Here is a 23,572-nt window from a genome sequence, read left to right as displayed (position 1 = left end):
GCGGCGGGCTTCACGCCCCTTCGTCCTCGTCGGCCGGGCCAGGCTTCGGTGCGCGCCGCGTGCGTTTCTTCGGTGCGTCGCTTGCGGGCAGGCGCCCGGCCAGCTCGGCCAGCATCATTTCCAGTTCGTCGACGCGGCGCCGCAGCGCCTCGACCTCGCTGGCGGCGGGCACGCCGATGGTGGCCAGGGCGCGCGCCACGCGCTCCTCGAACACCTGTTCCAGCTTGCCCCAGGAACCGCTGCTGCGCCGGGCCGCGCGCTCGGCGGCGCGCGCCACCGTTCCGGTGGCTTCCTCGACTTCGCGCGCACGCCGGGCCAGCACGCTGCCGTCGCGCACCAGGCGCGTGAACGAGCGGCCGCCCTCGCCCGCTTCCTGGGCCTTGGCAAAGGCCCCGAGTCCCGCCTGCCAGATCTGCTGGGCCGACGTCCGCACGGCTCTGGCCAGCGCTTCGTCGTCGTCCTCTGCGGGGAGTTTCTTGCTCATGTCCGTTCCTCGTTTTCCTCGTGCGGCCATTGTAGGCAGGCACGGTAGAACGGGGCTTCTAAAGGCGCTGTCGGCGCCCGCGCCTCATTCGCGGGAGCGGCTGCGCTGCAGCGCAAGCGCCGCGCGGACGTGTTCGCGCAAGCTGGCCGCCGATACCGGCTTGGCGTAGTGGGCGTCGGCCAGGCCCGCGTGCAGCGCGGCCTCGATCTCGGCCAGGTCCTGCTGGCCGCTGAGCATCAGGCGCACCGTGCGCGGGTGGCGCGCGGCCACCTGCGTCATGAGCTCGGTACCGCGCATGCCGGGCATGTCCTGGTCGCACAGGATCACCTCGACCGGTTCGCGCGCCAGCAGCGCCAGCGCGTCAGGCCCGGACGATGCGCTGAGCACGCGCAGCGGCTCGTCGCCGAGCATGTCGGCCAGCACCGCCAGCATGAAGGGGTCGTCGTCGACCAGCAGCACGGTCGGCCGCGCCGGCTGCGCTGGCGGCAGTGCGGTGGGCAGGAAGGCTTCGAGTTCGGCCACAAAGCTGTCCGGTTCGATCGGCTTGCTGATGTAGCCGTCGAAACCGGCCGCCAGCACCTTTTCGCGGTCGCCGGCCATGGCCAGCGCCGTCACGGCCAGCACCGGGATGCCGGACAAGGCCGGTTCGGCCTTGAGCGCGGCCAATACCGCGAAGCCGTTCATGTCGGGCAGGTTGACGTCGCAGGCGACGAGATCGGGGGGTGTGCTGCGGGCAGCAGCAAGGCCCCGCGCGCCGTCAGGGGCACTGACGGCGGTGTGGCCATAGGCGGTGAGCAGAAACGCCATCAGCTCAACGTTGGCTGGGTTGTCTTCGATGATCAGGATGCGGGCCACGTGGGCGCTCCAGTTTTCGGCGTTGAGCTTACTTTAACACGCCGCGCGTAAATACACCTTGTTCGGCACGCTAATGAACCGCTTCTCCCTGCCCGTGCACCGCGGCAAGCTCCTCCATCACGATGTCCAGCACGCGCCGGTTGCGGCCGAGCGCCACGTGGCCGACGCCGCCGACGGCGAGGTTGCGTGCGCCCGGCAACTCGCTCGAGGTCTGGGGAGCGATGATGTTGTCCTGGTGCGAGAAGATCGAGGTGACCAGGGCGCGCGCCGCCGCATCCTCACCCTGCGCCAGACGGCGCAGCCAGGCGCATTCGGGCGGCTCGTCCCGCAGGGTCCTTCTCATCTGGGCGGCATTCAGGCCCAGGCCGAAGGCGGCCAGGCAGGTGCCGTGGTGCGGGGTACCGAGCGTGATCACGCGTGCGACCTTGCCGGTGCCGCAGGCGCGCATCCAGGCGCGCGCGACCAGCCCGCCCATGCTGTGCGCGACGATCACGACCCTGCTGGCGCCGGTGGCCGCAAGCAGGCTGTCCACCGCGCGCTTGACCAGTGGCGCGTAGCCGTCGATGTCGCCCATCAGGGGCTCGAGGTCGACCGTCGCGTGGCTGATGCCGGCGGCGTCCAGGCGCGGCAGCAGCTGCGACCAGTAGCCGCTGTTGCAACCGTAGCCGTGCAGCAGCAGGACCGGCGGCGCCGTCGAGCCGGAATGGATGCGGGTGCAGGCGCTGGCGCGCGGCATGGTCCAGGAAGACTGCAGCATGCTGGCGCTGAACTCTTCCCAGAACAGGCGCAGGCGCGCGCCCAGGCCCCGGACCCGGTATTCCTCGGGCGTCGGGCTGGCGAAGCGTGCGCTCATCAGGAAGTTGTTGGCGTTGATGCACAGGCGTACCAGCACCACGCTGCCCAGGCCCGCGGCCAGGCCCTGCCAGCGGCTGGCGCCAAAGATCTGCACTGCGGCCAGGCCGATGCCGAGGGCCGCGAGCGCCTGCACGAGCAGGATCAGCTGGAGCAGACGGCGCGCGCTCATGCCGCCAGCCGGGCCGCCGGCCGGCCCGTGAGCGAGGCCGCCAGGCCGCTGGCCAGCCTGGCCGTGAAGCCGTAGATCGACAGCTGCGGATTGGCGCCGAGCGAGGTCGGGAACAGCGAACCGTCATGCACGGACACATTGGACAGGCCGCGGTAACGCCCATCGGGCGCGACCACGCCGAGGCGCTCGTCGCCCGACATCGCGCAGCCGCCCATCACGTGGGCCGAGGCCACGCGCGTGAGCTGCAGGCCCTGCGGCAGCGCCGCGATCGCGGCCTTCGCTTCGCGCCAGCTGCCATAGCGGCGCGCCATCTCGTGGGCCGGCTGCACGCCCGTCGCGCCGGCCGCGAACTGGATCTCGGCCATGGAAAGCAAGGCGCGGCGCGCGCCGTCCCACAGGTAGTCCGTCAAGGGATAGTCGAGTTCCGGGCTGCCGCCGCCGCGCAGGCGCACGCTGCCACCTGGCGCATCCTCGTGGAAGCCGTCGCGCAGCAGCGCCAGCATGCCATGCAAATGGGGGAAGTCGCGCATCATCTGCGCGTGGGTGTCGCCGAAGCCGTTCATGGTGGTGGCCAGCAGCAGCGGGTGCAGCGGCGGCGCTTCCAGCTTGTAGCCCATCGGGCCGTCCGGCGCACCGGCCAGGAAGTGGTCGGAATAGACCGTCTGCGGCGCCCCGGCCCAGGCCTCCACCCGCTGCGGGAAGAACGCGGCCGAGATCACGGTCGGGTGCAGGAAGGTGCGCCGGCCCAATTGGCCGCTGGGGTCGGGCGCATTGGAGCGCAGCAACAGCGCCGGCGAGTTGATCGCGCCGCCCGCCACCACGTAGTGGCGCGCGCGCAGGCGCAGGCTGCGGCCGTTCGGATGGACGCCGGCCGCGTCGAGTCCCTGGCACAGCAGCTCGTCGGCGCGCTCGCCCTGGAACACAAAACGTTCGGCGCGAGCGCGCGTAATTAAGGTCGCGCCCTGCTCCAGCGCGGCCGGGATGGTGGTCACCAGCATCGACTGCTTGGCATTGGTCGGACAGCCCATGCCGCAATAGCCCAGGTTCCAGCAGCCCTTGACGTTACGCCGGATCAGGCCTGTCGAAATCCCGAGCTTGCCGGCGCCGCGGCGCAGGATGTCGTTGTTCTCGTTGGGCGCCCCTGGCCAGTCGGCGATCTGCAGGCGCGCTTCCATCATCGCGAACCAGGGCGCCATCGCCTCGGGGCTTGCGTCAGGGAGTGCATAGTGACGGCGCCACCAGTCGAGCGTGGCGGGCGGCGTGCGAAAGCTTGAGGTCCAGTTGACGGTGGTGGAGCCGCCCACGGTGCGGCCCTGCAGGATGTTGATTCCCTTGTCCGCCGTCTTGCGCGCGGCCGACTCCTGGTACAGCCCGGGATAGGCCTCGGCCTCGCGCATCTTGAAATCGCTCGAGGATTTCAGGGCGCCCTCTTCCACCACGATCACGGACAGGCCGGAGCGCGCCAGGATCTCGGCCGTGACACCGCCGCCGGCGCCGCTGCCGACGATGACGACGTCGGCTTCCAGCGTGCGGTCCTTGGTAAGCGTGGCGGCATCGATGATCTTCCAGCCCTTGGCGATGCCGGCGTGGATCGGGTCGGGGATGATCGGCGTGCTCACGACAGCTCCTTCATCGGTCCCGGATAGCCGGTGGCGGCCCAGCTGGCGGGCTGCGCGTACCAGGCGCCCAGCACCAGGTCGTGCAGCGCGTGGTAGGCGCTGCGCAGTAGGCCTAGGCGGTGCAGGCGCCAGTCCTGCAGGAAGGCGCTGACCTCGTCGACGCGTGCGCCCTCCCAGCCGCCGGACACGCCGGTGAGCAGGCGCCGCGCCGGCGCCAGCGCGAGCAGGCCGAACAGGTCCTGTACTTCCTTCTGGGTGGCGGGCGGCAGGCCGAGGATGGCCGCGTGCACGCCTTTGATGGTGCTGTTCAGCGCCGCTTCACGTTCTTCGCCGCCCGGCAGCGCGCCCGCCAGGATCGCGGGCGCGATCGCGTGCAGGGCCGCGCGCGCTTCGCCGTCGAGCGCAAAGTGGTGCGGTGGCGCCGTATGCGTAGCGCGGTACAGCGCGCCACTGGCTGCCAGCGCGAGCGCGCCCAGGCCACCGGCTTTCAGGAAAGTCCGTCGTGATGTCCCCATGTGCTGCCTCTTGTGTTTTTCCTAGTGTACGTCAAAGGAAAATCCGGTCCGAGCGGGAAACTAGAGGAAGCAGTCTAGGCAGCGCCTTCGCTCTTCGCCCATACCGAAAGCTTCGATCCTGGTCGAAGCATTCCACCGGCTCGAGTGGGTAGCATGCCCGGCATGGAACTCCTCGACTACCTCAAACAGCACTTCCTCACCCGCGCCCAGCTGCTGGCGGCCAGCGGCATCACCTCTGCGCGGCTCAACGCCCTCACCGAGGGTGGCGGCATGCCGCGGCCGTCCTACCGCATCCGGCTCGCACTGCGCTGCGTGTCCTTCTTCGGCGAGCATGACGAAGAGGCCAGCATCGAGTACTACGCCACCGGTTATCCCTCATGGATTGGCGTACTGGAAGCGACCGCGGAAGACCCGTTCACTATCTTCGCGCGGCGCTACCGCACTGCACTGGCCTCTCTGCCGCTAACAACGACCGACCCGACGCTTGGCGACGGCCTCGACGCGCACCTGCGCGACGAATGGGGCCACTTCCTGGCCGGGACCTATGGCCTGTGCACGCGCTCCGGCCTGCCGGAAGATATCGCGGCCAAGGAGCTGGCGATCTGTATGATCAAGGAACTGACGGCGATTGACAATGCACAGCCGGACCGCGGGCGCCTGCGCCAAGCCGTCGACCTGCTCGACCGCGCCAGTACGCCTTTCGCACCGCACGAACGGGCGCGCAGCTCGCGCCACCGCTACGTCGACGCGATGCGCCTGCGCTACGGCCTGCCGACACCCTAGGAAACCCGCAAGCTTATGCTTTGGGCGCGCGCTCGAGGATGGCGCGCGCAATCCCGCGCAGGATGTTCACTTCTTCGGTTTCGAGCCCGGTGCGCGAGAACAGGCGTTTCAGGCGCGGCATCAACTTCTTCGGATTGTTCGCATTCAGGAAACCGACCGCCACCAGGGCTTCTTCCAGGTGTGCGTACATGCCGTCGATCTGGGTCACGCTGGCGGCGTCGCCGTGGAAACCGACGCCGCGGTCTTCGACCGTGTCGCCTGTGGCGGCCAACCGCGCCTCGTAAGCCAGCACTTGGGCCGCCTGCGACAGGTTGAGCGAGGAGTAGTCGGGATTCGACGGGATGTTGATCAGGACGTTGCAGCCCTCCACGATCTCGTTCGGCAGTCCGACCCGTTCGTTGCCGAGAACTAGCGCCGGACGCAGCTCGGCCTGCCCCGCCGCGTGGCTGGCGAAGGCGCGCGGCGTCCACACCGGCGGCGAAAACTCGCGCAGGCGCGCCGACACGGCGGCGGCGAAATTGCAGCCCTCGAGCGCTTCCTGGACGCTGCCCACGATGCGCGCCCCGGCCAGTACGTCGCCGGCTCCGCTGGCAAAGGCCACCGCTTCCGCGTCCGTCAAGGGGTCGGCACAGCGCGGCGCGACCAGCACCAGATCGGAAAATCCCATCGTCTTCATGGCGCGCGCCACCGAGCCCACATTGCCGGCCCGGCTGGTTTCGACGAGCACAAATCGAAGCCGTTTGAAGAGAGATGTGTTGATTTCGGTCGGGTTCATTTAAAATAGCGGCAACGCGCGGTGCGGGCTGTTGTGATTCAGGGCTGGAAAGTCCCGGATTGTAACGGGTTCGGCACCGCTTTGCTCTTTGTCATTCTCTATTCAGCAGACCGTTCACGGCGCTTCGATGCGTGGTGGGCGTTCGCGTTTTTTCCACGGAAAGCCTTATGCACCCAATGCTTAACACGGCCGTCAAGGCCGCTCGCCGCGCCGCCACCGTCATCAACCGCGCGTCCTTCGATCTCGATCGCATCACCATTTCTGAAAAAAATCACAACGATTTCGTTACCGACATCGACCAGGCGTCGGAACAGGCGATCGTGGAAACGCTGCTGAAGGCCTACCCTGACCACGCCATCCTGGCGGAGGAAAGCGGCGCCTCGAAGAACCTGAATGACGAGAGCGAAAACGTGTGGATCATCGACCCGATCGACGGCACCACCAACTTCCTGCACGGCTACCCCAACTACTGCATCTCGATCGCCCTGCAACAGAAAGGCGTGATCACCAATGCCCTGGTCTACGACCCGGTGCGTAACGACCTGTTTACCGCCACCAAGGGCGCCGGCGCCTACCTGAACGACAAGCGCATCCGCGTGAGCAGCAAGGATCGCATCGGCAAGGCCCTGCTGTCCTCGGGCCACGGCGCCGATCCGCGCGCGCTCGCCGAATACCTGCGCATGTACGAAGTCGTCGCCTCGCGCTGCCACGGCGTGCGCAGCGGCGGCTCGGCCGCGCTGGAACTGGCCAACGTGGCTGCCGGCCGCATCGACGGCTACTACGAGAAGGGCCTGAAGGTGTGGGACATCGCGGCGGGCGCCCTGCTGGTGACCGAAGCGGGCGGCATCGTCGGCGAGTTCAACGGCGAATCGGAATACCTGCACAAGGGCGACATCATCGCCGCCGGCCCGAAGGTGTTCGGCGCCATGGTGCCGCTGCTCGCCGCTTTCGCTTAAGAGCACCTAACAATTCCCCCCATGGCTGCGTTGCATCGTCTCGCCGTACTAGCGTACTGTCTTCGACGATGCGCCTTGCCCTGGGGGTTTTGTCAGGCGCTCTAAGGCTGGACTGCGCGATTTCGCGTAAAATACACCCCGTGCTTCCGGGCGAGGCGTTTTAGAGACCCTTGCCCGCGTCACCAGCTGGAAGGTCCCGGTCATAAACTTTCCATAGAGAAACAAACTCCTCTATAATCCCGGCTGTGCGCCTTGTGGGCGACAGCGCCCGGGTAGCGGCTCCCTCATCGGAGCCGAGCCTGCATGACTAATCCGATGTTCCTGGACTGGCGCCACTTTTTGGCGACGGGCCGACCTTTATTGAGAATTTATGTCCTTTTCTACTCTCGGTTTGTCCGACGCGATCGTACGCGCGGTAACTGAACAAGGCTACACCAATCCGACTCCGATCCAGGCCCAGGCGATTCCGATGGTCCTGAATGGCGGCGACCTGCTGGCCGGCGCCCAGACCGGTACCGGCAAGACCGCCGGCTTCACCCTGCCGATCCTGCAGCTGCTCTCGACCGACAAGATCGGTTCGACGCTGAAGAACAAGACCGCCCCGCGCGCCATCCGCGCCCTGGTGCTGACCCCGACCCGCGAGCTCGCGGCCCAGGTCGAGGAAAGCGTGCGCCTGTACGGCAAGTACACCAACCTGAATTCGGCCGTGATCTTCGGCGGTGTCGGCATCAACCCGCAGATCAAGCTGCTCAAGCAGGGCGTCGACATCCTGGTCGCGACCCCGGGCCGCCTGCTCGACCATGCCGGCCAGCGCACGGTCGACCTGTCGCAGATCGACATCCTGATCCTGGACGAAGCCGACCGCATGCTGGACATGGGCTTCATCCACGACATCAAGAAGGTGCTGGCCCTGCTGCCGCCGAAACGCCAGAACCTGCTGTTCTCGGCCACCTTCTCGGACGACATCAAGGCCTTGGCGGACAAGCTGCTGAACAACCCGCAATCGATCGAAGTGGCGCGCCGCAACTCGACCGTGGAAGTGATCGCGCAAAAGATCCACCCGGTCGACCGCGACAAGAAGCACCCGATGCTGTCGCACCTGATCAAGGAAAACAACTGGCACCAGGTGCTGGTGTTCACCCGCACCAAGCACGGCGCCAACAAGCTGGTCGAACAGCTGGGCCGCGACGGTATTGGCGCGATGGCGATCCACGGCAACAAGAGCCAGTCGGCACGCACCAAGGCGCTGGCCGAGTTCAAGGACGGCAGCCTGCAGGTGCTGGTGGCGACCGACATCGCGGCGCGCGGCATCGACATCGACCAGCTGCCGCACGTGGTGAACTACGACCTGCCGAATGTGCCGGAAGACTACGTGCACCGCATCGGCCGTACCGGCCGCGCCGGCGCGACCGGTGAAGCCGTGTCGCTGGTGTGCGTGGACGAGCACCAGATGCTGAAGGACATCGAAAAACTGATCAAGCAGACCCTGCCGCGCCAGGTGATCCCGGGCTTCGAGCCGGACCCGACCGCGAAGGCGCAACCGATCCAGCTGCGCAGCGGCGCCCCGGGCCACCCGAACCGCGGCCGTCCGGGCGGCAGCCGTGGCGGCAACGGCCAGCCGCGCGCTGCCGGCGCCGGCAACGGCAACGGCGGCCGTCCGGCGGCTGGCAACGGCGGCAACCGCAACGGCAACAGCGCCAACCGCGGCCCGCGCTCCGGCTCCGCCCCACGCCAGGGCGGCCGCGACCGCTAAGCGACAGCTCCGGGCAGATACCTGCCCGCCCCAAGGGTCAGCGTGCAATGTACGGGAAAGCTTGTTAGATTTCCTGTGGTTGCACCCTGGCCCTTTTTTTATCTCGATACTTGATTACTCAAAGACTTGCCAAGTGTCGATATTCGGTATATATTTGAGTGATCAACTATCTCTCAAGGAGTGAGCATGACCGACATGAACGATGGCACTGGCGACAGCGGCGGAGTGCTCGACAGTCCGACCAGCGAGTTCTGCCTGCGCATGGCGCGCGCATGGGCGACCGTGTCGCGGCGTCTTGACAGCGCCCTTGGCGCCCACCACGGGATCAGTTTTGCCGACTATCAGTTGCTGCTCAGCCTGCAGCGGGCGCCGGGCGGGCGCCTGCGCCGGGTCGACCTGGCGGAAAAGCTGGGACTCACCGCCTCCGGCGTCACCCGTTCGCTGCTGCCGCTGGAAAAAATCGGCCTGGTCGGCCGCCAGAGCGATCCGCGCGACGCCCGCGTCGGCTACGCCATCATCACGCCCACCGGCAGCGAGCTGGTGACGAACGCAAGCGTGGTGGTGGACAACGTCAGCCGCATGCTGCTGGGCGCACCCGCGCGCGCCCGGATCGAGGACACATCCAGCCTGTTCGCCCAGCTCAGCGGCGACAAGTAAGACCCCGGCAGCCACGGCTGCATTGATTGCCGTTGGCAAGGGGCGCGCTCGCGCCTGCCGCCGGCAAGCGACATGGAGACGACAAGAACATGAACAACACCAGCGCGCTGCGGCGCGACCCGAATTTCACCTGGCTGATGAGCGGCGGCGTCATTTCCGCCCTCGGCGACCAGTTCACCCTGATTGCCCTGCCCTGGCTGGTGCTGCAGCTGACCGGGGATCCGCTGGCGCTCGGCATGATGGTCGCCATCATGGGCGTCCCACGCGCGGTCCTGATCCTGTTCGGCGGCGCCGTGGTCGACCGCTATTCGCCCAAGAGCGTGCTGATGCTCACCAAGCACGTGAACACGGCGCTGCTGGCCATCCTCGCCGCGCTGGTGCTGAGCGGCAGCGCGACCCTGTTGCCGGTGGCGCTGCTGGCGGTCGGCCTGAGCCTGGCCTCGGCCTTCAGCATCCCGGCCGGCACCTCGATGCTGCCGCACGCGGTCGCGCCCCAGCACCTGGCCGCTGCCAACGGCGCCATGATGGCGATGCGCCAGCTCACCATGCTGGCCGGGCCGCTGCTGGCCGGCCTGCTGTTCGCCCTGGGCGGCGACGGCAGCGCCGGGATGCAGGATGCGCGCGGCCTGGGCCTGGCCTTCGCGGTCGATTGCGCCACTTATGCGATCTCGGCCTGGACCCTGTCCAGGGTCAAGCCCTTGATGGCGGCGCGGTCGGACAAGGTGCAAGAGCCGGTGCTGCGCGCCGTCGGCGCGGGCCTGGCGACCGTATGGCGCAGCCCAAACCTGCGCGCGGCCTTTCTCTACTGGGGCCTGTGCGCCTGCGTGGTCGGCAGCGTGATGCAGGTTGCCCTGCCGCTGCTGGCCAGCGAACGCCTGCATGGCGCCTCCGCCCTGGCCCTGCTGATGGGCGCGCACGGCGCCGGCTCGCTGGCCGGCATGGCGGCGTCTGGCATGCTGGGCAAGCGCCGCGTGGTCAACCTCGGCATCACCCTGCTGCTGGTGGACGGCCTGGTCGGCCTGCTGCTGCTGCCGATGGGCCTGGTCACCCAGGGCTGGCAGGGCATGCTGCTGCTCCTGGCGATCGGGGTGCTGGGCGGCTTCGTGCAGGTGGCCGTGTTCACCTGGATCCAGCAATGCGTGCCGCAAGCCATGCTGGGCCGCATGATGGGCATCTTCATGTTCGTGTTCATGGGCCTGGCGCCGCTGGGCGCGGCCGGCGCCGGCTGGCTCGCCAGCCTGGTCAGCCTGGGCGTGCTGTTCGCGGGCGCCGGCCTGTTCCTGCTGGTCGCGGCCCTGCTGGCCTGGCTGTTCACGCCGATGTCCACTCTCGTCGACGCCCAGGTCGGGGCCAGTCCCGGGGATTGATGCCAGGATCGGCTAAGATGGCCGGATCGTTCTCTTTCATCGATCCGGAATGCCGAAGTTCGCCGCCAACCTGAGCCTGATGTTCAATGAAGTGCCCTTCCTCGACCGCTTCGCCTGCGCACGCGCCGCCGGCTTCGATGCGGTCGAGTTCCTCTTTCCCTATGCCTTCGAGCCGGAACAGATCGCGGCCCGCCTGCGGCGCTACGACCTCGAACTGGTACTGCATAACCTGCCGGCCGGCGACTGGGCCGCGGGCGAGCGCGGCCTGGCTTGCGATCCGCGCCGCACTGCCGAGTTCGAGGACGGCGTCGGCCTTGCCCTCGACTATGCGCTAGAGCTCGGCGTGCGCCGCCTGCACTGCCTGGCCGGCAAGCTGCCGCCGAACCTCCCCCACGAGCGCGCCCACGCGACCTATGTCGCCAACCTGCGCCATGCCGCGGCGCGCTGCGCCGAACACGGCGTCAATCTCCTGATCGAGCCGATCAACGACCGCGACATGCCCGGCTACTTCCTCACCGGCACGCGCCAGGCCGCCGCCGTCATCGCGGAAGTCGGCGCGCCCAACCTGTTCCTGCAGTACGACATCTACCACATGCAGCGCATGGAGGGCGAACTAGCCGAGACCATCCGCCACCAGCTGCCCCTGATCCGCCACATCCAGCTGGCCGACGTGCCGGGCCGCCACCAGCCGGGCACCGGCGAGATCCGTTTCCCCTACCTGTTCCGGCTGCTGGACGAGCTCGGTTACGAGGGCTGGGTCGGCTGCGAATATGCGCCGCTGGGCGACACCGGCGCCTCGCTGGCCTGGCTGGAGGAAGAACGCAAGGCCTATGCGGCTTGGCTGGACAAGGTCTGATCGTTCGTGCAACATCAGCGCTCCATCCAGCCGAGGAACCATGATGATCCAGGGATTGCGCACAGTTATCTACCCCGTCACCAACCTGGCCGAAGCGAAGGCCTGGTATGAACAGGTCCTCGGCCGCGCGCCCTATTTCAACGAAGCCTTCTACGTCGGCTTCGAAGTCGGCGGTTTCGAGCTGGGCCTGATCCCGGACGGCCAGCCCGGCAGCACTGGCGCCACCGCCTACTGGGGCACGGAAGACATCGACGCCGAAGTGGCGCGCCTGAGCAGCCTGGGCGCCAAAGTGCATGCGCCGGTGGAAGACGTAGGCGGCGGCATCCGCGTCGCCACCGTGCGCGATCCCTACGGCAACCTGTTCGGTGTGATCCAGAACCCGCACTTCGATCGCACGAAAGTCGCCTGAGCCGCCATCAGCTCGATTCCTGCGAGAACTTGAGCGCCAGCAAGACTTCACGAAACGGAGTTTGAAACAATGGGATCTTTCCGGCCGCGCCGTGGCCAGGGAGGTCCCGACATGCTGCGACATCTTTCGATCCGCCTGTTTCTTTCCTTCGCCCTGCTGCTGGGCGGCTGCGGCACCACCGGGGGCGGGCCGGTCAGCCTGCAGGAGGTGCGCGAATTCGCCGACGCCTCGGCGCGCCTGGGCGGTTATGCCGAACTGGCGCGGCGCTACCGCGACACCTACGAGCGCGAGCAGCCCTACCTGTCCCCGGCCGCCGACAAGCTCGCGCGCGAGAACGACGCCAAACGCCGTGCTGTCTTCGAAGACTTCATGGCGATCCAGAAGACGCTGGTGCTGTACATGCAGACCCTGAGCCTGCTGGCCGGCGACGCCAGGTACGACCTGTCCGAGCGCATCGACGACCTCGGCAACGGTTTGAAAGCGAATACCGAATCGGGCCTGACCCAGCGCCACATCACCGCCTATACCGGCATGAGCCGGCTGCTGACGCGCGTGATCGCCTCCGGCTACCAGAACCGCAGCGTGGAAACCATGGTGCGCGACGGCGATGCGGACGTGCAGGCGCTGCTGGATGCCATGATCTCGCTCACCCGCCTCTACTACAAGACCAACGAGAATGAAAAGAAGACGATCCTCGGCATCTTCGACGTCGAGATCCCCTTTTCGACGCGCAACTCCGACCGCATGCTGGTAACCCTGGCCAAGGTGCATTACCTGAACAAGGCCACCGAATACAAGCTTGTCGACCGCCGCTACGAACTGGCCCTGCAGGGCCTGACCAAAGTGGCGCTGGGGCACCAGAAGATGCGCGAGAACCTCGGCAAGCTGTCGGAAGCGGAAGTGCGCCGCCTGCTGGCCACCTACGGACGCGACCTGCGCACCATCCGCGACGGCCTGTCCGGTGACTGAGGCGACCCCAGGAGAACACATGACTACTACCCAGAACCCCGCCAGCAGCGCCGCCGCGGATACCCCGCCGCCGCCCGGCGCCGCCCTGTCCAGCCCCGACAAGATTGCGGAACTGGCCGACCAGCTCTCGAAGTGCGCCGACGAGATCCACGAGCGGGTGATGAAGGAAATCCGCAGCTATGGGGGCGGGCCGGTGCCCGAAAAGGTGCAGGACAGCGCGCGCGCCCTGTTCGACGACGAGGTCCTGCTGCGCCAGCGGGCCAACAGCCTGTACGCGGATGCCGCCGCCTTCATCGTCAAGGGATTGGGCAAGCCGCAGGCCAACCTGGTCAAGCTCACCGCCGATGCGGCCGAGAAGATCCGGAAAATCGGCGTCATCGGCGAAGTGACCGGCCTGGTCGGCAGCCTGCTGGCCCTGGCCGGCGCCGCCGCAACTGGCCAGCCGGTGACCATCCTGGCGGCGATCGAGAAGATCGACAAGCACGGCAAGGCGCTGGACGCGCTCAAGCCCAAGCCCCCGGCCAAGCCGGCCTAAAGCGAATCAGTTGATCAGCTCGGGGCGGCTGGCAGGGTCAAAATCTGCCCAGTCGCCATCGACGATATTGCCTTCGGCGCGTTCGATATGGTGGGCGCCGAGCTGGCGCAGTACGTCGACGGCCCGGTCGGCCATGCCGGCGTCATCGAAAGCCACCGCCACCAGCATGCCCGCTTCGCGCGGCGGCACGCGGTTCTCGCTGCTGCCCGCCTCCGATTCGCCCCGTTCCTTCATCTTGGAAAAGCTGAACAGCGAGCCGACGTGGCCGCCCACCAGGCCGCCGACGACCGGACCCAGCGGACCGGTGACCGGTGAGGTGGCGGCGCCGATGGCCGCGCCCACCGCGCCGCCGGTGGCCACACCCTGCACCACGCCCTGCGGCGTTTCCTTGGCGCCGGGCGACTGCAGATGGTCGCCGCCGATCGGGGTCTGGTCATGCTGGCCGGGCTGGGTCAGGTAGAAGCCGCTGATCCGACCCTCATCGAAGCCCGCGTCGAGCAGCGCGCGGCGCGCGCGATCGACTTCATCCTGAAGCTGGAAACGCCCTGCAATGATTGTGGACATAGGATCTCTCCTGGGTTGTTGTTTGCTCAACTATGCCCGCCACCCGTGTATTGCTCTGTACGGAGGCGCACGCAGCCTGCCGCAGGCCCTGGGCGGCTCAACGCCATTGTCCGTAGACCACCTGGCCCCCGAAGGGCTCGTCGAACACCGGCTGGGGTTCGGCCATCCAGTTGCGCGGGTCGACCCGGAAATACTTCAGAAATTCCTCGTACAGGTCGGGGTGGCGCGCGGCCAGCTCCCAGGGCTGCTCGAAGAAGCTTTCGGTGGCCACCGCAAAGAACTCGGCCGGGCTGCTGGCGCCGTAGTGGTCGAGCACGCCCCGCTGTCCCCACATCGCGTCACGCCGCAGCTCGGCAAAGTTGCGCGACAGGACTTCGGACCAGCTGCGGTAGTGCGCCGTGCTCCCCAGGTAGGGGGCGCCGTTGGTGCTGCCCGATTCGCTGTCGAGCTGGTGGGCGAACTCGTGCAGCACGACATTGTGGGAGCTGTCTTCCATGCCGGCCCGGCGCACGTGGTCCCAGGACAGGATCACGCGGCCGTCACCCCAGGATTCGCCCAGCAAGTCCTGGCGCTGCTCGGTGACGACGCCGGCGACGTCCACTTCGCGGCGCGGCACCAGGAAGGCGCCAGGATAGAGCAGCACCGCGTGCAGCGAGGGGTAGACGAGCGCCGGGACCTCGTCGCCGGCCCGTCCCAGTACCAGCATGCAGGCCTGGCCTGCGATGATCACGCGCATCTCGTCGGTGATCTCGAGACCAGCGCAGCCGACAAAGGATTTTTCGTGCAGGAACTGCTGGACCAGGCGCTGCAGGCGCTGCCGCTCGGCCGGCTCCATGCCGGCGTACTGGGCCAGGTTGCGTTCGAGGATGGCGACCAGATCCGGGGCAAGCGGACGTGCCAGGGCCCGGCGCAGGCGCCACTTGGGCAGCAGCCAGGCCACCAGCAATCCGGCCCCGAGCAGGCCGGCAACAAACCCTTCCATATCAGGCTTCCCGGATCGAGGCGACCCAGGCCTGCACCTCGTCGGCGCCGCCGATCAGCCTGCCGCCAATGAATACCTGCGGCCAGGTGAGGCGCCCCGTCACGCCGCGCAGGACGCTGGTCGTGATTTTCTGGTCTTCCGAAATGTCTGTGAAGACGATGTCATTCTCGCGCAAAGCGGCCTTGGCGCGCGCACAATGCGGGCAACCGGGACGCGAGAACATGACGACAGGCTCGGGAATCTTCGCGTTCGGGTTGATATGGCTCAGCATCGTATCGGCGTCGGAAACCTCGAACGGGTCGCCTTCGCGATCAGGCTCGATGAAGATTTTGTCGATCACGCCGTCCTTGACCAGCATCGAGTAGCGCCAGGAACGCTTGCCGAAGCCGAGCTCGCGCTTGTCGACCAGCATCCCCATGCCTTCGGTGAAGTCGCCGTTCCCGTCCGGGACAACCGTGATGTTGGCGGCATCCTGCCCCGCCTGCCACTGGTTCATGACAAAGGCGTCGTTCACCGAAATGCACAGGATGTCGTCGACGCCGTTCTGGCGCAGCACCGGCGCCAGCTCGTTGTAGCGCGGCAGGTGGGTCGAGGAGCAGGTCGGGGTAAACGCGCCCGGCAGCGAGAACACGACCACGGTCTTGCCCTTGAACAGCTCGTCCGTGCTGAGGTCCCGCCACTGGTCGTTCAAGCGGGCCTTGAAGGTCACCTGGGGGACCGGCCTGCCCTGCAGGGCCTCGGCGGTTGGTAATGTGGCGCTGGTTGGCATCGGTCTTCCTTTCCTGTAGTGGCGGCAGCCTCGGCCGCATTGGGAGGGAGGTAGGGACTATTGACCGTATTTCAACGCGTCCATGACAAATAATTGTTCAGCTGAAAAAACAAAGCCGCGCACGGGGCGCGGCTGAAATGACGACAGCGATCGTCTGGACCGGCCGGGCCGCGGGTCTCTACCGCGGCTGGCCGGGACGCACCTTCAGGCGCGTTCCTTGGCGGTCTGGCTCGGGGCCGGGCCGAACAGTGCGGCGACCAGCGGATCGCGGGTGACCGGGCTGCGGTTCACGCGAATCGCATAATGGGTGTCGTCCGCCAGGATGTGGAAATGGCGGCCGCTGCCGGCCATGTTCTGCTCGCGCAGGCCCGGACGCTCCTTGCGCGGGGCGGCGCCTTCGCGCTTCGGCTGGCAGATCGCGGCCAGGAAGGCCTTGACGCGGTCCTGGTCCGGGCAGATCTGGTACACGGCCTTGCCCAGGTAGGTGGCGGTGCCTTCGATGTAGCGTGCCAGTTCGATGACGCCGGCTTCGCGCAGGTCACGGATGTACTTGCGTGCGCCCGACGGCGAGAATTTCAGGAACCATGCGATTTCGTCGGCCAGCATTTCGTGGGTCGACAGTTCGTTGATCAGCTTTTGCATGTTTTCGATCCGGCGCTGGGTGGCCGAAGTCGAACGGACGCGTTCGATCGGCGCCAGCGAAATCGGCGCGCGTTCGGTCGGTTGCGGGGGAACGCGTTCGATCAGCGCAGAGTTGCTGGAAGTGTGCACCGCGCCGATGTCGCCTTGCACCGCGTTGTGATGGGTCGTTGCATGCATATTGGTGAGCTCCGTTATAGAGTGAGACTGTGTGGTCCGGGTCGCTGTGTGCCGTTTGACACCCTGACAACACCTCGGGTTCCGCTTAACTAGCCTCAAGATTGCCTGCGTCAGACACCCCGGTCTGTGCGCCATCCAACATTCAAGTACGTTCCTGCAAGCATTTTTGACAATCGCGCTTGCCGAACGCGTCAATACATGCGCAATGCAATCTGCATAATGAGCCAGGATGGGGCGCACGCTTGAGTCCTGTGGTAAATCTGCCACTGTTGTAAAATTGCACAGGACATCCTCGCTGGGTGCGGTACCGCACCGAGAGCATGGAACTTGCACTGTTATTCTTTATCCAACATCTGTGTCAAGGCATGCGATGTCAACAACCCTTCACCTTATGGGAGTAACCTGTGAATAATACGAAGAAGATCGCCCTGGCCGCCGCCATCCTGTGCGCGGCTGGCACCACCATGGCCCAAGAAACGACGCCAATCAATCCATCGTGGTATATCCAGCCGAGCGTCATTCATGCCAAGCCGGACGGCCGTTTTGGCACGAGCGACCGTGACTGGGGCGGCGGCCTGAAGTTCGGCAAGGCCGTGTCGCCGATGTGGGACATCCAGTTTGGTGGCAGCCAGGTCCGTTTCGAAGACGGCCCTGCCCGTTACCGCCAGACCCTGCTGGGCGCTGATGCCCTGCTGATGTTCTCGCGCGATCGCTTCCGTCCGTTCGTGCTGCTGGGCCTGGGCGTCGAACGCGACAAGGTGCAGAACCCACTGCGCAACGTCGGCAAGAATTCGCCGTACGCCACCGCCGGCCTGGGCTTCCAGGCATCGCTGAGCGACCAGTGGTCGCTGCAGGCCGACCTGCGCGCTGTGCGTGGCTTCCTGCGTGACCACGAGCAGTTCGGCTTCCGCCGTAGCAACAACAAATACCTGACCATCGGCCTGAACTACGCGTTCAACCCGCCGCCGGCACCGGTCGTGGCCGCTCCGGCACCGGCTCCGGTTGCTGAACCGGCACCGGCACCAGCCCCGGCACCGGCTCCGGTCGCTCCGCCGGCACGCTTCGAGAAAGTCACCCTGGAAGCGACCAAGCTGTTCGAGTTCGACAAGGCCGACATCATCATGCCGTCGCCGAAGCTGGACGAAATCGCCGCCGCACTGCAGGCCGATACGAGCGTCACCGACGTCGACGTCACCGGCTACACCGACCGCCTGGGTTCGGAACAGTACAACCTGAAGCTGTCGGAGCGCCGCGCCAACGCCGTGCGCGACTACCTGGTCAGCAAGGGCATCGATGGCAACCGCCTGAAAGCCTACGGCAAAGGCGAAGCCAACCCGCTGGTCCAGTGCAACCAGAAGCAGCGCAAGGCCCTGATCGACTGCCTGGAACCGAACCGCCGCGTCGAGGTCGAGCAGATCACCGTCGAAAAGCGCGTTCAGTAATCGCCTGCCGGCATGCCGGACCGTTTCCGTCCCCGGATGGAAACGGCCGGGTATGCAGGTGTGCAAGGGGGCTTCGGCCCCTTTTTTATTTGGAGGATAGGACATGGCTGTCAACAAATGGGTTCCCTATTCACGCGAGCTGCTCAAGGTGATGCGCTGCGCGGTGATGGAATGGCTGGACCACCGCGCCTCGAGCAAGGGGGCGGCGCTCGCCTTCTACACCCTGTTCTCGCTGGCACCTGTGCTGGTGCTGGTGATCGCCGTCGCTGGCTTTTTCTATGGCGCGGAAGCAGCCCAGGGCCAGTTGCTGACCCAGCTGCGCGGCCTGGTCGGGGCGCAGGGTGCGGAAACGATCCAGGCCATCCTGGCTGGAGCGCAGAACAAGGAAGACGGCCTGTTCGCCACCATCGTCGCCTTTGTCCTGCTGCTGGTCGGCGCGACCAGCGTGTTCGCCGAGCTGAAGGACAGCCTGGACGAGATCTGGGACGTGCCGCCGCCCAAGGACGCCGGCTTCTGGAACGTGGTGCGGACCCGCCTGCTCTCCTTCGGCCTGATCCTGGTGCTCGGTTTCCTGCTGATGGTGTCGCTGGTCGTCAGCGCCGCGCTGGCCGTGGTCGAAGCATATATCGGTGGAATGTGGAAAGAGGCAGCCGTGATCATGGGCTGGGTTGCCTGGGCCGTTAGTTTCCTGGTCATTGCCACCCTGTTCGGCGTCATCTACAAGCTGCTGCCGCGCGTCAAACTGTCTTGGCATGACGTGACCATCGGCGCGCTCGGCACGGCGGCAATGTTCACGCTCGGTAAATTCGGCATCGGCCTCTACATCGGCAACAGCGGCGCCGCCGACAGTTTTGGCGCGGCCGGTTCGCTGATCGCGCTGCTGCTGTGGGTGTATTACTCGGCACAGATCTTTTTCCTCGGCGCCGAATTCGCGCGCCAGTATGCCCTCAAGCTGGGCAGCCTGAAGCACAAGCCGGCCGAGGAAACCGGAGACAAGAAGAAAGAGGTTCCGCCGGAACCGACGGCCACCTGGAAGAACGGCCGCCCGGTATAAGGTACGCGCAACATCGTAGCGTGCTCGGCTCGCCGAGCACGCGTTCAAACAGTGCGTGAACGGGCGATGCGCATCAGATTATCGGGCGGCTGAACGGGCGGTCGGCACAGCCGACCACTGTAGACGGCCCCACTGAGGCCGTCTACTCACCCAGCAGCTCCGCGACGACTTCCATCCCCTCTACCCGCTCAGCCACCACCTTCAGCACCATCACCACCGGCACCCCGAGCAGCAGTCCCCACATGCCCCACAGCCAGCCCCAGAACAGCAAGCTGACGAACACCGCCGCCGGGTTCATCCTGGCGATCCTGCCGGTCATCCAGGTGGCGACCACCATGCCGACCAGGGTGGCGATGCCGAGCGAGGAACCGGCGACCAGGATCACCATGCGCAGCGATTCGTACTGGAAGAAGGCCACGGCGCCGGTCGCGATCGTGATCAGGAGCGGCCCGAAGTAAGGCACGATGTGGGCCACGCCGGCAAAGGCGGCCCAGGCGCCCGCGTTCTCCAGGCCGATCGCGCGCAGCGCGGCCCAGGTCAGGAGCGCCAGCAGGACGTTGGTCACGAGCAGCATGAACATGTAGCTCTGGATCGCATTGTTCATGTCGTCCAGGATGTGCACGGTGACCTTCTTGCGGGTCAGCGAGGGGCCGGTCAGCTTGACCAGCTTGCGCTTGAAGGTGTCGCCCGAGAGCAGCAGGAAGAACACCAGGAACACCACCATCGTGGCCTGCGACAGGAAGGTCGCCAGGCTGACCGATCCGGCCAGCACCCAGTCCATCACGCGGATGCTCGAGCCGCCCGTGCCGGGCACCGGCGGCACCGACTGGGTGCGCTTCTGGATCGCGCGGCGCTGGTCGCCGCCGGTCGCGCTGGAGGCGGCGCGCTCGATCTCGGCGGCCGCGGCCTGTACCTGCTGGATGGTCGAGCGCTGGCCGGTGTTGTTGGTGAGGATGCGGGTGACCTTGTGGGTCAGGGTCGGCAGTTCGTCGATGATATTGAAGAATTCGTCCTGCAGCCGGTACAGGGTGCCGCCCAGGGCGCCCATGATCAGGGCCGTGACCAGGGTTGCGCCGATGACGCGCTTGACGTGCCAGCGTTCGAGCCAGCGCACGACCGGGTTGAGGGTATAGGCGATGAAGATGCCGAGCAGGAGCGGCACGAAGAATTTCTGCGCCCACTGGAGGGCGAACACGCAGGCAATGGTGGCAAGGATGCCGAGCGAGAGCCCGCGCGCATTGACATGGATCGGCAGCCGCAGGCCGCCCACGTGCATCGTGAGCTCGTCGCCTGCAGGGCCGGGCTCGGCGCCTGACTGGGTCGGCGCCGCCGGGGCGGCATTGTCGGATGGCGTCACAGGTGCAGCAGCAGGCTGGACTGGTTCAGGTGGTGCGAGCTGCATGGATCGTGCCTTGACAATGGAGCCGGGCCGCCCCGGCGCATGGGATTACTTGACGCGGATGTCGTTCTTCACCGAGGTTACACCTTTCACGCCGCGGGCGATTTCCACGGCGCGCTGTGCGTCACCCGGCTGGGCCACGAAGCCCGACAGCTGGACGTCGCCCTTGAAGGTTTCGACGTTGATTTCGGTGGCTTTCACGGTCGGGTCGGCAGCGAAGGCAGCCTTGACCTTGGTGGTGATCACAGCGTCATCGACATATTCGCCGGCGCTCGACTGGGTCGGCGACGATGCGCAGCCGACGGTGGTGATGGCGACAGCAGCGGCGAAGGTGGCGGTGATGAGGCGTTGTGCGATTTTCATGGTTAGCTCCTTAAAAAAACTGCGGATGGTCAAACTACAAACGAAGCCCAATGCGGGCGAGTGGGCGGTACCGGCGCGCCGGCCCGCAATTCATTTACCGAACGCGGTCTTGGCAGCATTGACGCACTGGTCCTTGACGGCGCCGGCATAGGCGTCGCATTTTTCGATGGCGACGCGGTATTCGGCAGCAAGCTTGTCCTGGCGCGCATCCTGGCGCGCCTCGATGGTCTTGCGGTCGGCCTTGGCATCGGCCTGGGCTGCGATCAGGGTGGCCTTGGCCTGTTCCAGGCAGACGTCGCGGTCGTTCCCGGTAACCGCGGCGCAGCGCACCTTGTCGCGGTCGTAGTTGGCCGAAGCGATGCGCATGCGCGCCTGGGTGTAGGCCGACAGGGTGTTCTTGTAGGCCGCCTCGGCTTCTTCCTCGACCCGCACGCGGGCTGCGCGGGCTTCGGCCATGCACAGGTCGTGTGGGTTGCCGGCGATCTGGTCGCAGCGCGCCCTGGCCGCCTTGAAGTTCGCTTCGGCCGTGGCCTTTGCCCCTTCATAGACCGCTTTGGCGTCCGGCACGGCCTGGGCTCGCGCCGAACCTGCCCAGGCGAGCGCGGCGCCGACGAGCAGGAAAGCATGGGATGTTTTCATTTTTTATTCTCCATTTGTCAACACGCTAATGACGTTTTACACGTCGAACGGTCGCGTTTCTGTTCGGTGCCGAACACAGCAACGTTCCCGCAACAGCTCATCCATATTTTGCTCAAATAGGTCGGCCGAAACGCCGGGCAAGGACGGTTAGGCAACGCACAGACCCTCTGCACAACAGTGACTAAGCTGAACCTACACTTTTGTCAGGAGAACAACATGAAAGCAACCCGTACCCTTGCTGCTGCTGTGCTGGCAACCACCGCCCTCCTCACCGGCTGCGCCAGCACCTCGTCGCAGCCGTATAACAACGGCTACAACACCGGCTACAACAACGTCTCGATGGGCTACGGCACCATCGAATCGATCCAGGTGACCCAGGGCGCCAACCGCACGAGCGGCGCCGGCGCGATCCTGGGCGGCGTGGTCGGCGCCCTGGCCGGCAACCAGGTCGGCAGCGGCAGCGGCCGTACCGCGGCCACCGTGGCAGGCGGTGTCGCAGGCGCAGCGATCGGCAACAACGTCGAGCGCAACCGCCAGGCCGGTGGCGCCGAGCTGTACCAGATCAACGTGCGCATGGATAACGGCGAATACCGCACCGTGACCCAGGACAGCGTCTACGACCTGCGCGTGGGCAACCGCGTCCGCATCGTCGACGGCCGCGTCTACCGCTATTGATCCGGCAGGCCGGGACCGGCTGCGCGCCGTCCCGGCCAACTGAATGCGGGCCCCGCCCGCCCCGGTGACCGAGCGTCACCGCGCTGGCCTTGCGCCGGCATGTTCACCGCCGCAGGCTCGCGCCGCGGCCCTGCACCACCACTCGCTGGAGGACAGCATGCGACACTCATCCATCGTGCTGCGCGGCGCCCTCGCCTGCCTGCTCGGCACCTTCTCCCTGGCCCACGCCCAGACCACCAACACCGACGCCGTCGTCGATCCCACGGCCGCCAGACAGCAGGCGCGCGAGATCGCCCAGGGCGACCCGGCGCGCTGGTACCGCGAGGACGCCACCCGCCAGGCCCAGCTGCGCACCCTGCACAAGGAAATCGGCGCCGCCCTGCAGGAAGCCAAGAACGCCTGCAAGAAAGTGCCTGCGACCGAGCGCAACGCCTGCCTGCAGGAAGCGCGCGCTACCTACCAGCGCGACATGGCACAGGCCAAGACGCAGGTAGATGGGCTGGCGCAGACGACACCCTGAACCGCCAGTCCAGACATCCGTTGATCGTAGCGTCTTCGTAGGGTGGGCGGCTTGACCGCCCACGCGGTCGGTTGCCGAACTTTCGCCGCGCGGCGCGCGCAGGTCCCGCTTCACGCATCCTTACGTTCAAGTTTCGCGAAGGCATCCACGCCGGCTCACCGCGTGAGCGGAAGACTCACCTACCCTCCAACTATTCCCTGTTCGTGACCATTGTCGAGATCACGCTTCGCGCCCACGTAGGCGTCCGTTGACCGCGTGGGCGGCCAAGCCACCCACCCTACGACAGCGAAACGACTACTCATCCCTTACTGCAAAAAAAAACGGCGTGCAATCAATGATTGCGACGCCGCTCAAGCCCCACCATATTGGGTCGAATTGTTCTGCTCTTGCCGTGTCAGCTCAGACCGTTCTGCTGCACACGGCGCTTGTTCATGTACCAGCCTGCCACGCCCAGCAGGATAGCGGCTGCGCCGGCCGGCTTACCGAGATTGCGCTGGCGAATAAAATTGAACAGCGCCAGTCCGTAAGGCATCAGCACCGAGACGCTGGTGCCGGTCGGTTTCAGCAAGGCATCGGCGCGCGCGCGCAGGGCCCAGGTGGCGTGGTCGATCACACCGTGCAGCATGACCTCGGGGCGCGCCCCGTGGCGGATCTGCGCCCTCGCATGCGCCACGCCGCTGCGGAAGAATTCGCCTTCGCGCAGCAGCTCCTGCTTGCGTGCCACCGGATCCAGGCTGTGCTTGTGGCCGGCCAATCCGGTCGTTCCGTCATGATTGTGCATGTTTCCCC

27 protein-coding genes are annotated in these 23,572 nt (G+C 66.5%); 13 read left to right on the top strand and 14 right to left on the bottom strand.

Going from position 1 to position 23,572, the window contains the following annotated elements; genetic code table 11:
• Positions 1–10 precede the first annotated feature (10 nt).
• The 5 genes from LK539_RS10010 to LK539_RS09990 all read right to left on the bottom strand — a co-directional run bounded on the left by LK539_RS10010 (position 11) and on the right by LK539_RS09990 (position 4,497).
• The gene (locus LK539_RS10010; RefSeq protein ID WP_227800768.1) at positions 11–484 is read right to left on the bottom strand and encodes a phasin family protein; all 474 of its coding nucleotides are present in this window, start codon (positions 482–484) and stop codon (positions 11–13) included.
• A gap of 84 nt (positions 485–568) precedes the next feature.
• Entirely contained in the window at positions 569–1,339 is a 771-nt protein-coding gene (locus tag LK539_RS10005; protein WP_227800767.1) for a response regulator, read from the bottom strand.
• Positions 1,340–1,409: 70 nt separating this feature from the next.
• Entirely contained in the window at positions 1,410–2,363 is a 954-nt protein-coding gene (locus tag LK539_RS10000; protein ID WP_227800766.1) for a triacylglycerol lipase, read from the bottom strand.
• Positions 2,360–3,982 carry a GMC family oxidoreductase N-terminal domain-containing protein gene (locus LK539_RS09995; protein WP_227800765.1) on the bottom strand — a complete coding sequence of 541 codons (1,623 nt, stop codon included), beginning with the start codon at positions 3,980–3,982 and terminating at the stop codon, positions 2,360–2,362. Before LK539_RS09995 ends, LK539_RS10000 begins: the two co-directional genes overlap by 4 nt.
• Positions 3,979–4,497, bottom strand: a complete 519-nt coding sequence (locus tag LK539_RS09990; RefSeq protein WP_227800764.1) for a twin-arginine translocation signal domain-containing protein — start codon at positions 4,495–4,497, stop codon at positions 3,979–3,981. Before LK539_RS09990 ends, LK539_RS09995 begins: the two co-directional genes overlap by 4 nt.
• Positions 4,498–4,659: 162 nt before the next feature.
• Here LK539_RS09990 and LK539_RS09985 point away from each other — a divergent pair, with 162 nt between their 5' ends.
• A complete protein-coding gene (locus LK539_RS09985; protein ID WP_227800763.1) occupies positions 4,660–5,280 on the top strand; it encodes a DUF6058 family natural product biosynthesis protein in 621 nt (206 codons plus the stop codon).
• 13 nt (positions 5,281–5,293) lie between these two features.
• Here the strand turns inward: LK539_RS09985 and LK539_RS09980 are convergent, their stop codons facing one another.
• Positions 5,294–6,055 carry an RNA methyltransferase gene (locus LK539_RS09980; RefSeq protein WP_227800762.1) on the bottom strand — a complete coding sequence of 254 codons (762 nt, stop codon included), beginning with the start codon at positions 6,053–6,055 and terminating at the stop codon, positions 5,294–5,296.
• A 176-nt stretch (positions 6,056–6,231) separates the two neighbouring features.
• Here LK539_RS09980 and LK539_RS09975 point away from each other — a divergent pair, with 176 nt between their 5' ends.
• The 8 genes from LK539_RS09975 to LK539_RS09940 all read left to right on the top strand — a co-directional run bounded on the left by LK539_RS09975 (position 6,232) and on the right by LK539_RS09940 (position 13,557).
• On the top strand, positions 6,232–7,011 hold the full coding sequence (locus LK539_RS09975; RefSeq protein WP_227801135.1) for an inositol monophosphatase family protein: 780 nt from the start codon (positions 6,232–6,234) through the stop codon (positions 7,009–7,011).
• A gap of 370 nt (positions 7,012–7,381) precedes the next feature.
• The gene (locus LK539_RS09970) at positions 7,382–8,764 is read left to right on the top strand and encodes a DEAD/DEAH box helicase (RefSeq protein WP_227800761.1); all 1,383 of its coding nucleotides are present in this window, start codon (positions 7,382–7,384) and stop codon (positions 8,762–8,764) included.
• 186 nt (positions 8,765–8,950) lie between these two features.
• Entirely contained in the window at positions 8,951–9,421 is a 471-nt protein-coding gene (locus tag LK539_RS09965; protein WP_307728964.1) for a MarR family winged helix-turn-helix transcriptional regulator, read from the top strand.
• An 89-nt stretch (positions 9,422–9,510) separates the two neighbouring features.
• Positions 9,511–10,788, top strand: coding sequence for an MFS transporter (locus tag LK539_RS09960; RefSeq protein ID WP_227800760.1), 1,278 nt, complete (start codon positions 9,511–9,513; stop codon positions 10,786–10,788).
• A gap of 49 nt (positions 10,789–10,837) precedes the next feature.
• Positions 10,838–11,644 (top strand): hydroxypyruvate isomerase, encoded by an 807-nt coding sequence (gene hyi, locus LK539_RS09955; RefSeq protein ID WP_227800759.1) that lies wholly within the window; start codon positions 10,838–10,840, stop codon positions 11,642–11,644.
• Between the two features lie 40 nt (positions 11,645–11,684).
• Entirely contained in the window at positions 11,685–12,053 is a 369-nt protein-coding gene (locus LK539_RS09950; protein ID WP_227800758.1) for a VOC family protein, read from the top strand.
• A 111-nt stretch (positions 12,054–12,164) separates the two neighbouring features.
• Positions 12,165–13,022 (top strand): hypothetical protein, encoded by an 858-nt coding sequence (locus LK539_RS09945; protein WP_227800757.1) that lies wholly within the window; start codon positions 12,165–12,167, stop codon positions 13,020–13,022.
• Positions 13,023–13,041: 19 nt separating this feature from the next.
• Positions 13,042–13,557: a hypothetical protein gene (locus LK539_RS09940; RefSeq protein WP_227800756.1), complete on the top strand. Its 516-nt coding sequence runs from the start codon at positions 13,042–13,044 to the stop codon at positions 13,555–13,557.
• A 6-nt stretch (positions 13,558–13,563) separates the two neighbouring features.
• Here LK539_RS09940 and LK539_RS09935 read toward each other — a convergent pair whose 3' ends face one another.
• The 4 genes from LK539_RS09935 to LK539_RS09920 all read right to left on the bottom strand — a co-directional run bounded on the left by LK539_RS09935 (position 13,564) and on the right by LK539_RS09920 (position 16,691).
• On the bottom strand, positions 13,564–14,121 hold the full coding sequence (locus LK539_RS09935) for a glycine zipper domain-containing protein (protein ID WP_227800755.1): 558 nt from the start codon (positions 14,119–14,121) through the stop codon (positions 13,564–13,566).
• A gap of 97 nt (positions 14,122–14,218) precedes the next feature.
• Positions 14,219–15,103: a zinc-dependent peptidase gene (locus tag LK539_RS09930; RefSeq protein ID WP_227800754.1), complete on the bottom strand. Its 885-nt coding sequence runs from the start codon at positions 15,101–15,103 to the stop codon at positions 14,219–14,221.
• A gap of 1 nt (position 15,104) precedes the next feature.
• Positions 15,105–15,872, bottom strand: a complete 768-nt coding sequence (locus LK539_RS09925) for a glutathione peroxidase (protein WP_227800753.1) — start codon at positions 15,870–15,872, stop codon at positions 15,105–15,107.
• Between the two features lie 204 nt (positions 15,873–16,076).
• Positions 16,077–16,691, bottom strand: coding sequence for a winged helix-turn-helix domain-containing protein (locus LK539_RS09920; RefSeq protein ID WP_227800752.1), 615 nt, complete (start codon positions 16,689–16,691; stop codon positions 16,077–16,079).
• A gap of 404 nt (positions 16,692–17,095) precedes the next feature.
• On the opposite strand from LK539_RS09920, the gene LK539_RS09915 reads away from it, so the two are divergent.
• Both LK539_RS09915 and LK539_RS09910 read left to right on the top strand, forming a co-directional pair.
• Positions 17,096–18,133, top strand: coding sequence for an OmpA family protein (locus LK539_RS09915; protein WP_227800751.1), 1,038 nt, complete (start codon positions 17,096–17,098; stop codon positions 18,131–18,133).
• Positions 18,134–18,236: 103 nt separating this feature from the next.
• Positions 18,237–19,187, top strand: a complete 951-nt coding sequence (locus LK539_RS09910) for a YihY/virulence factor BrkB family protein (protein ID WP_227800750.1) — start codon at positions 18,237–18,239, stop codon at positions 19,185–19,187.
• A 142-nt stretch (positions 19,188–19,329) separates the two neighbouring features.
• On the opposite strand, the gene LK539_RS09905 is transcribed toward LK539_RS09910, so the two are convergent.
• The 3 genes from LK539_RS09905 to LK539_RS09895 all read right to left on the bottom strand — a co-directional run bounded on the left by LK539_RS09905 (position 19,330) and on the right by LK539_RS09895 (position 21,588).
• Complete coding sequence (locus LK539_RS09905; protein ID WP_227800749.1) at positions 19,330–20,589, bottom strand: AI-2E family transporter; 1,260 nt, start codon at positions 20,587–20,589, stop codon at positions 19,330–19,332.
• 45 nt (positions 20,590–20,634) lie between these two features.
• A complete protein-coding gene (locus LK539_RS09900; protein WP_227800748.1) occupies positions 20,635–20,949 on the bottom strand; it encodes a BON domain-containing protein in 315 nt (104 codons plus the stop codon).
• 90 nt (positions 20,950–21,039) lie between these two features.
• A complete protein-coding gene (locus LK539_RS09895; protein WP_227800747.1) occupies positions 21,040–21,588 on the bottom strand; it encodes a hypothetical protein in 549 nt (182 codons plus the stop codon).
• Positions 21,589–21,804: 216 nt separating this feature from the next.
• Here LK539_RS09895 and LK539_RS09890 point away from each other — a divergent pair, with 216 nt between their 5' ends.
• Together LK539_RS09890 and LK539_RS09885 are read left to right on the top strand one after the other, a co-directional pair.
• Positions 21,805–22,263 carry a glycine zipper 2TM domain-containing protein gene (locus LK539_RS09890; protein WP_227800746.1) on the top strand — a complete coding sequence of 153 codons (459 nt, stop codon included), beginning with the start codon at positions 21,805–21,807 and terminating at the stop codon, positions 22,261–22,263.
• Between the two features lie 157 nt (positions 22,264–22,420).
• Positions 22,421–22,783, top strand: coding sequence for a hypothetical protein (locus LK539_RS09885; protein ID WP_227800745.1), 363 nt, complete (start codon positions 22,421–22,423; stop codon positions 22,781–22,783).
• A gap of 394 nt (positions 22,784–23,177) precedes the next feature.
• On the opposite strand, the gene LK539_RS09880 is transcribed toward LK539_RS09885, so the two are convergent.
• Positions 23,178–23,564, bottom strand: coding sequence for a hypothetical protein (locus tag LK539_RS09880; RefSeq protein WP_227800744.1), 387 nt, complete (start codon positions 23,562–23,564; stop codon positions 23,178–23,180).
• Positions 23,565–23,572 lie beyond the last annotated feature (8 nt).

It is taken from the genome of Massilia sp. IC2-476 (assembly GCF_020707295.1).
Classification (GTDB): domain Bacteria; phylum Pseudomonadota; class Gammaproteobacteria; order Burkholderiales; family Burkholderiaceae_D; genus Telluria.
The sequence above is the reverse complement of the archived record's forward strand: the minus strand, read 5'-3'. Positions and strand labels throughout refer to the sequence as shown.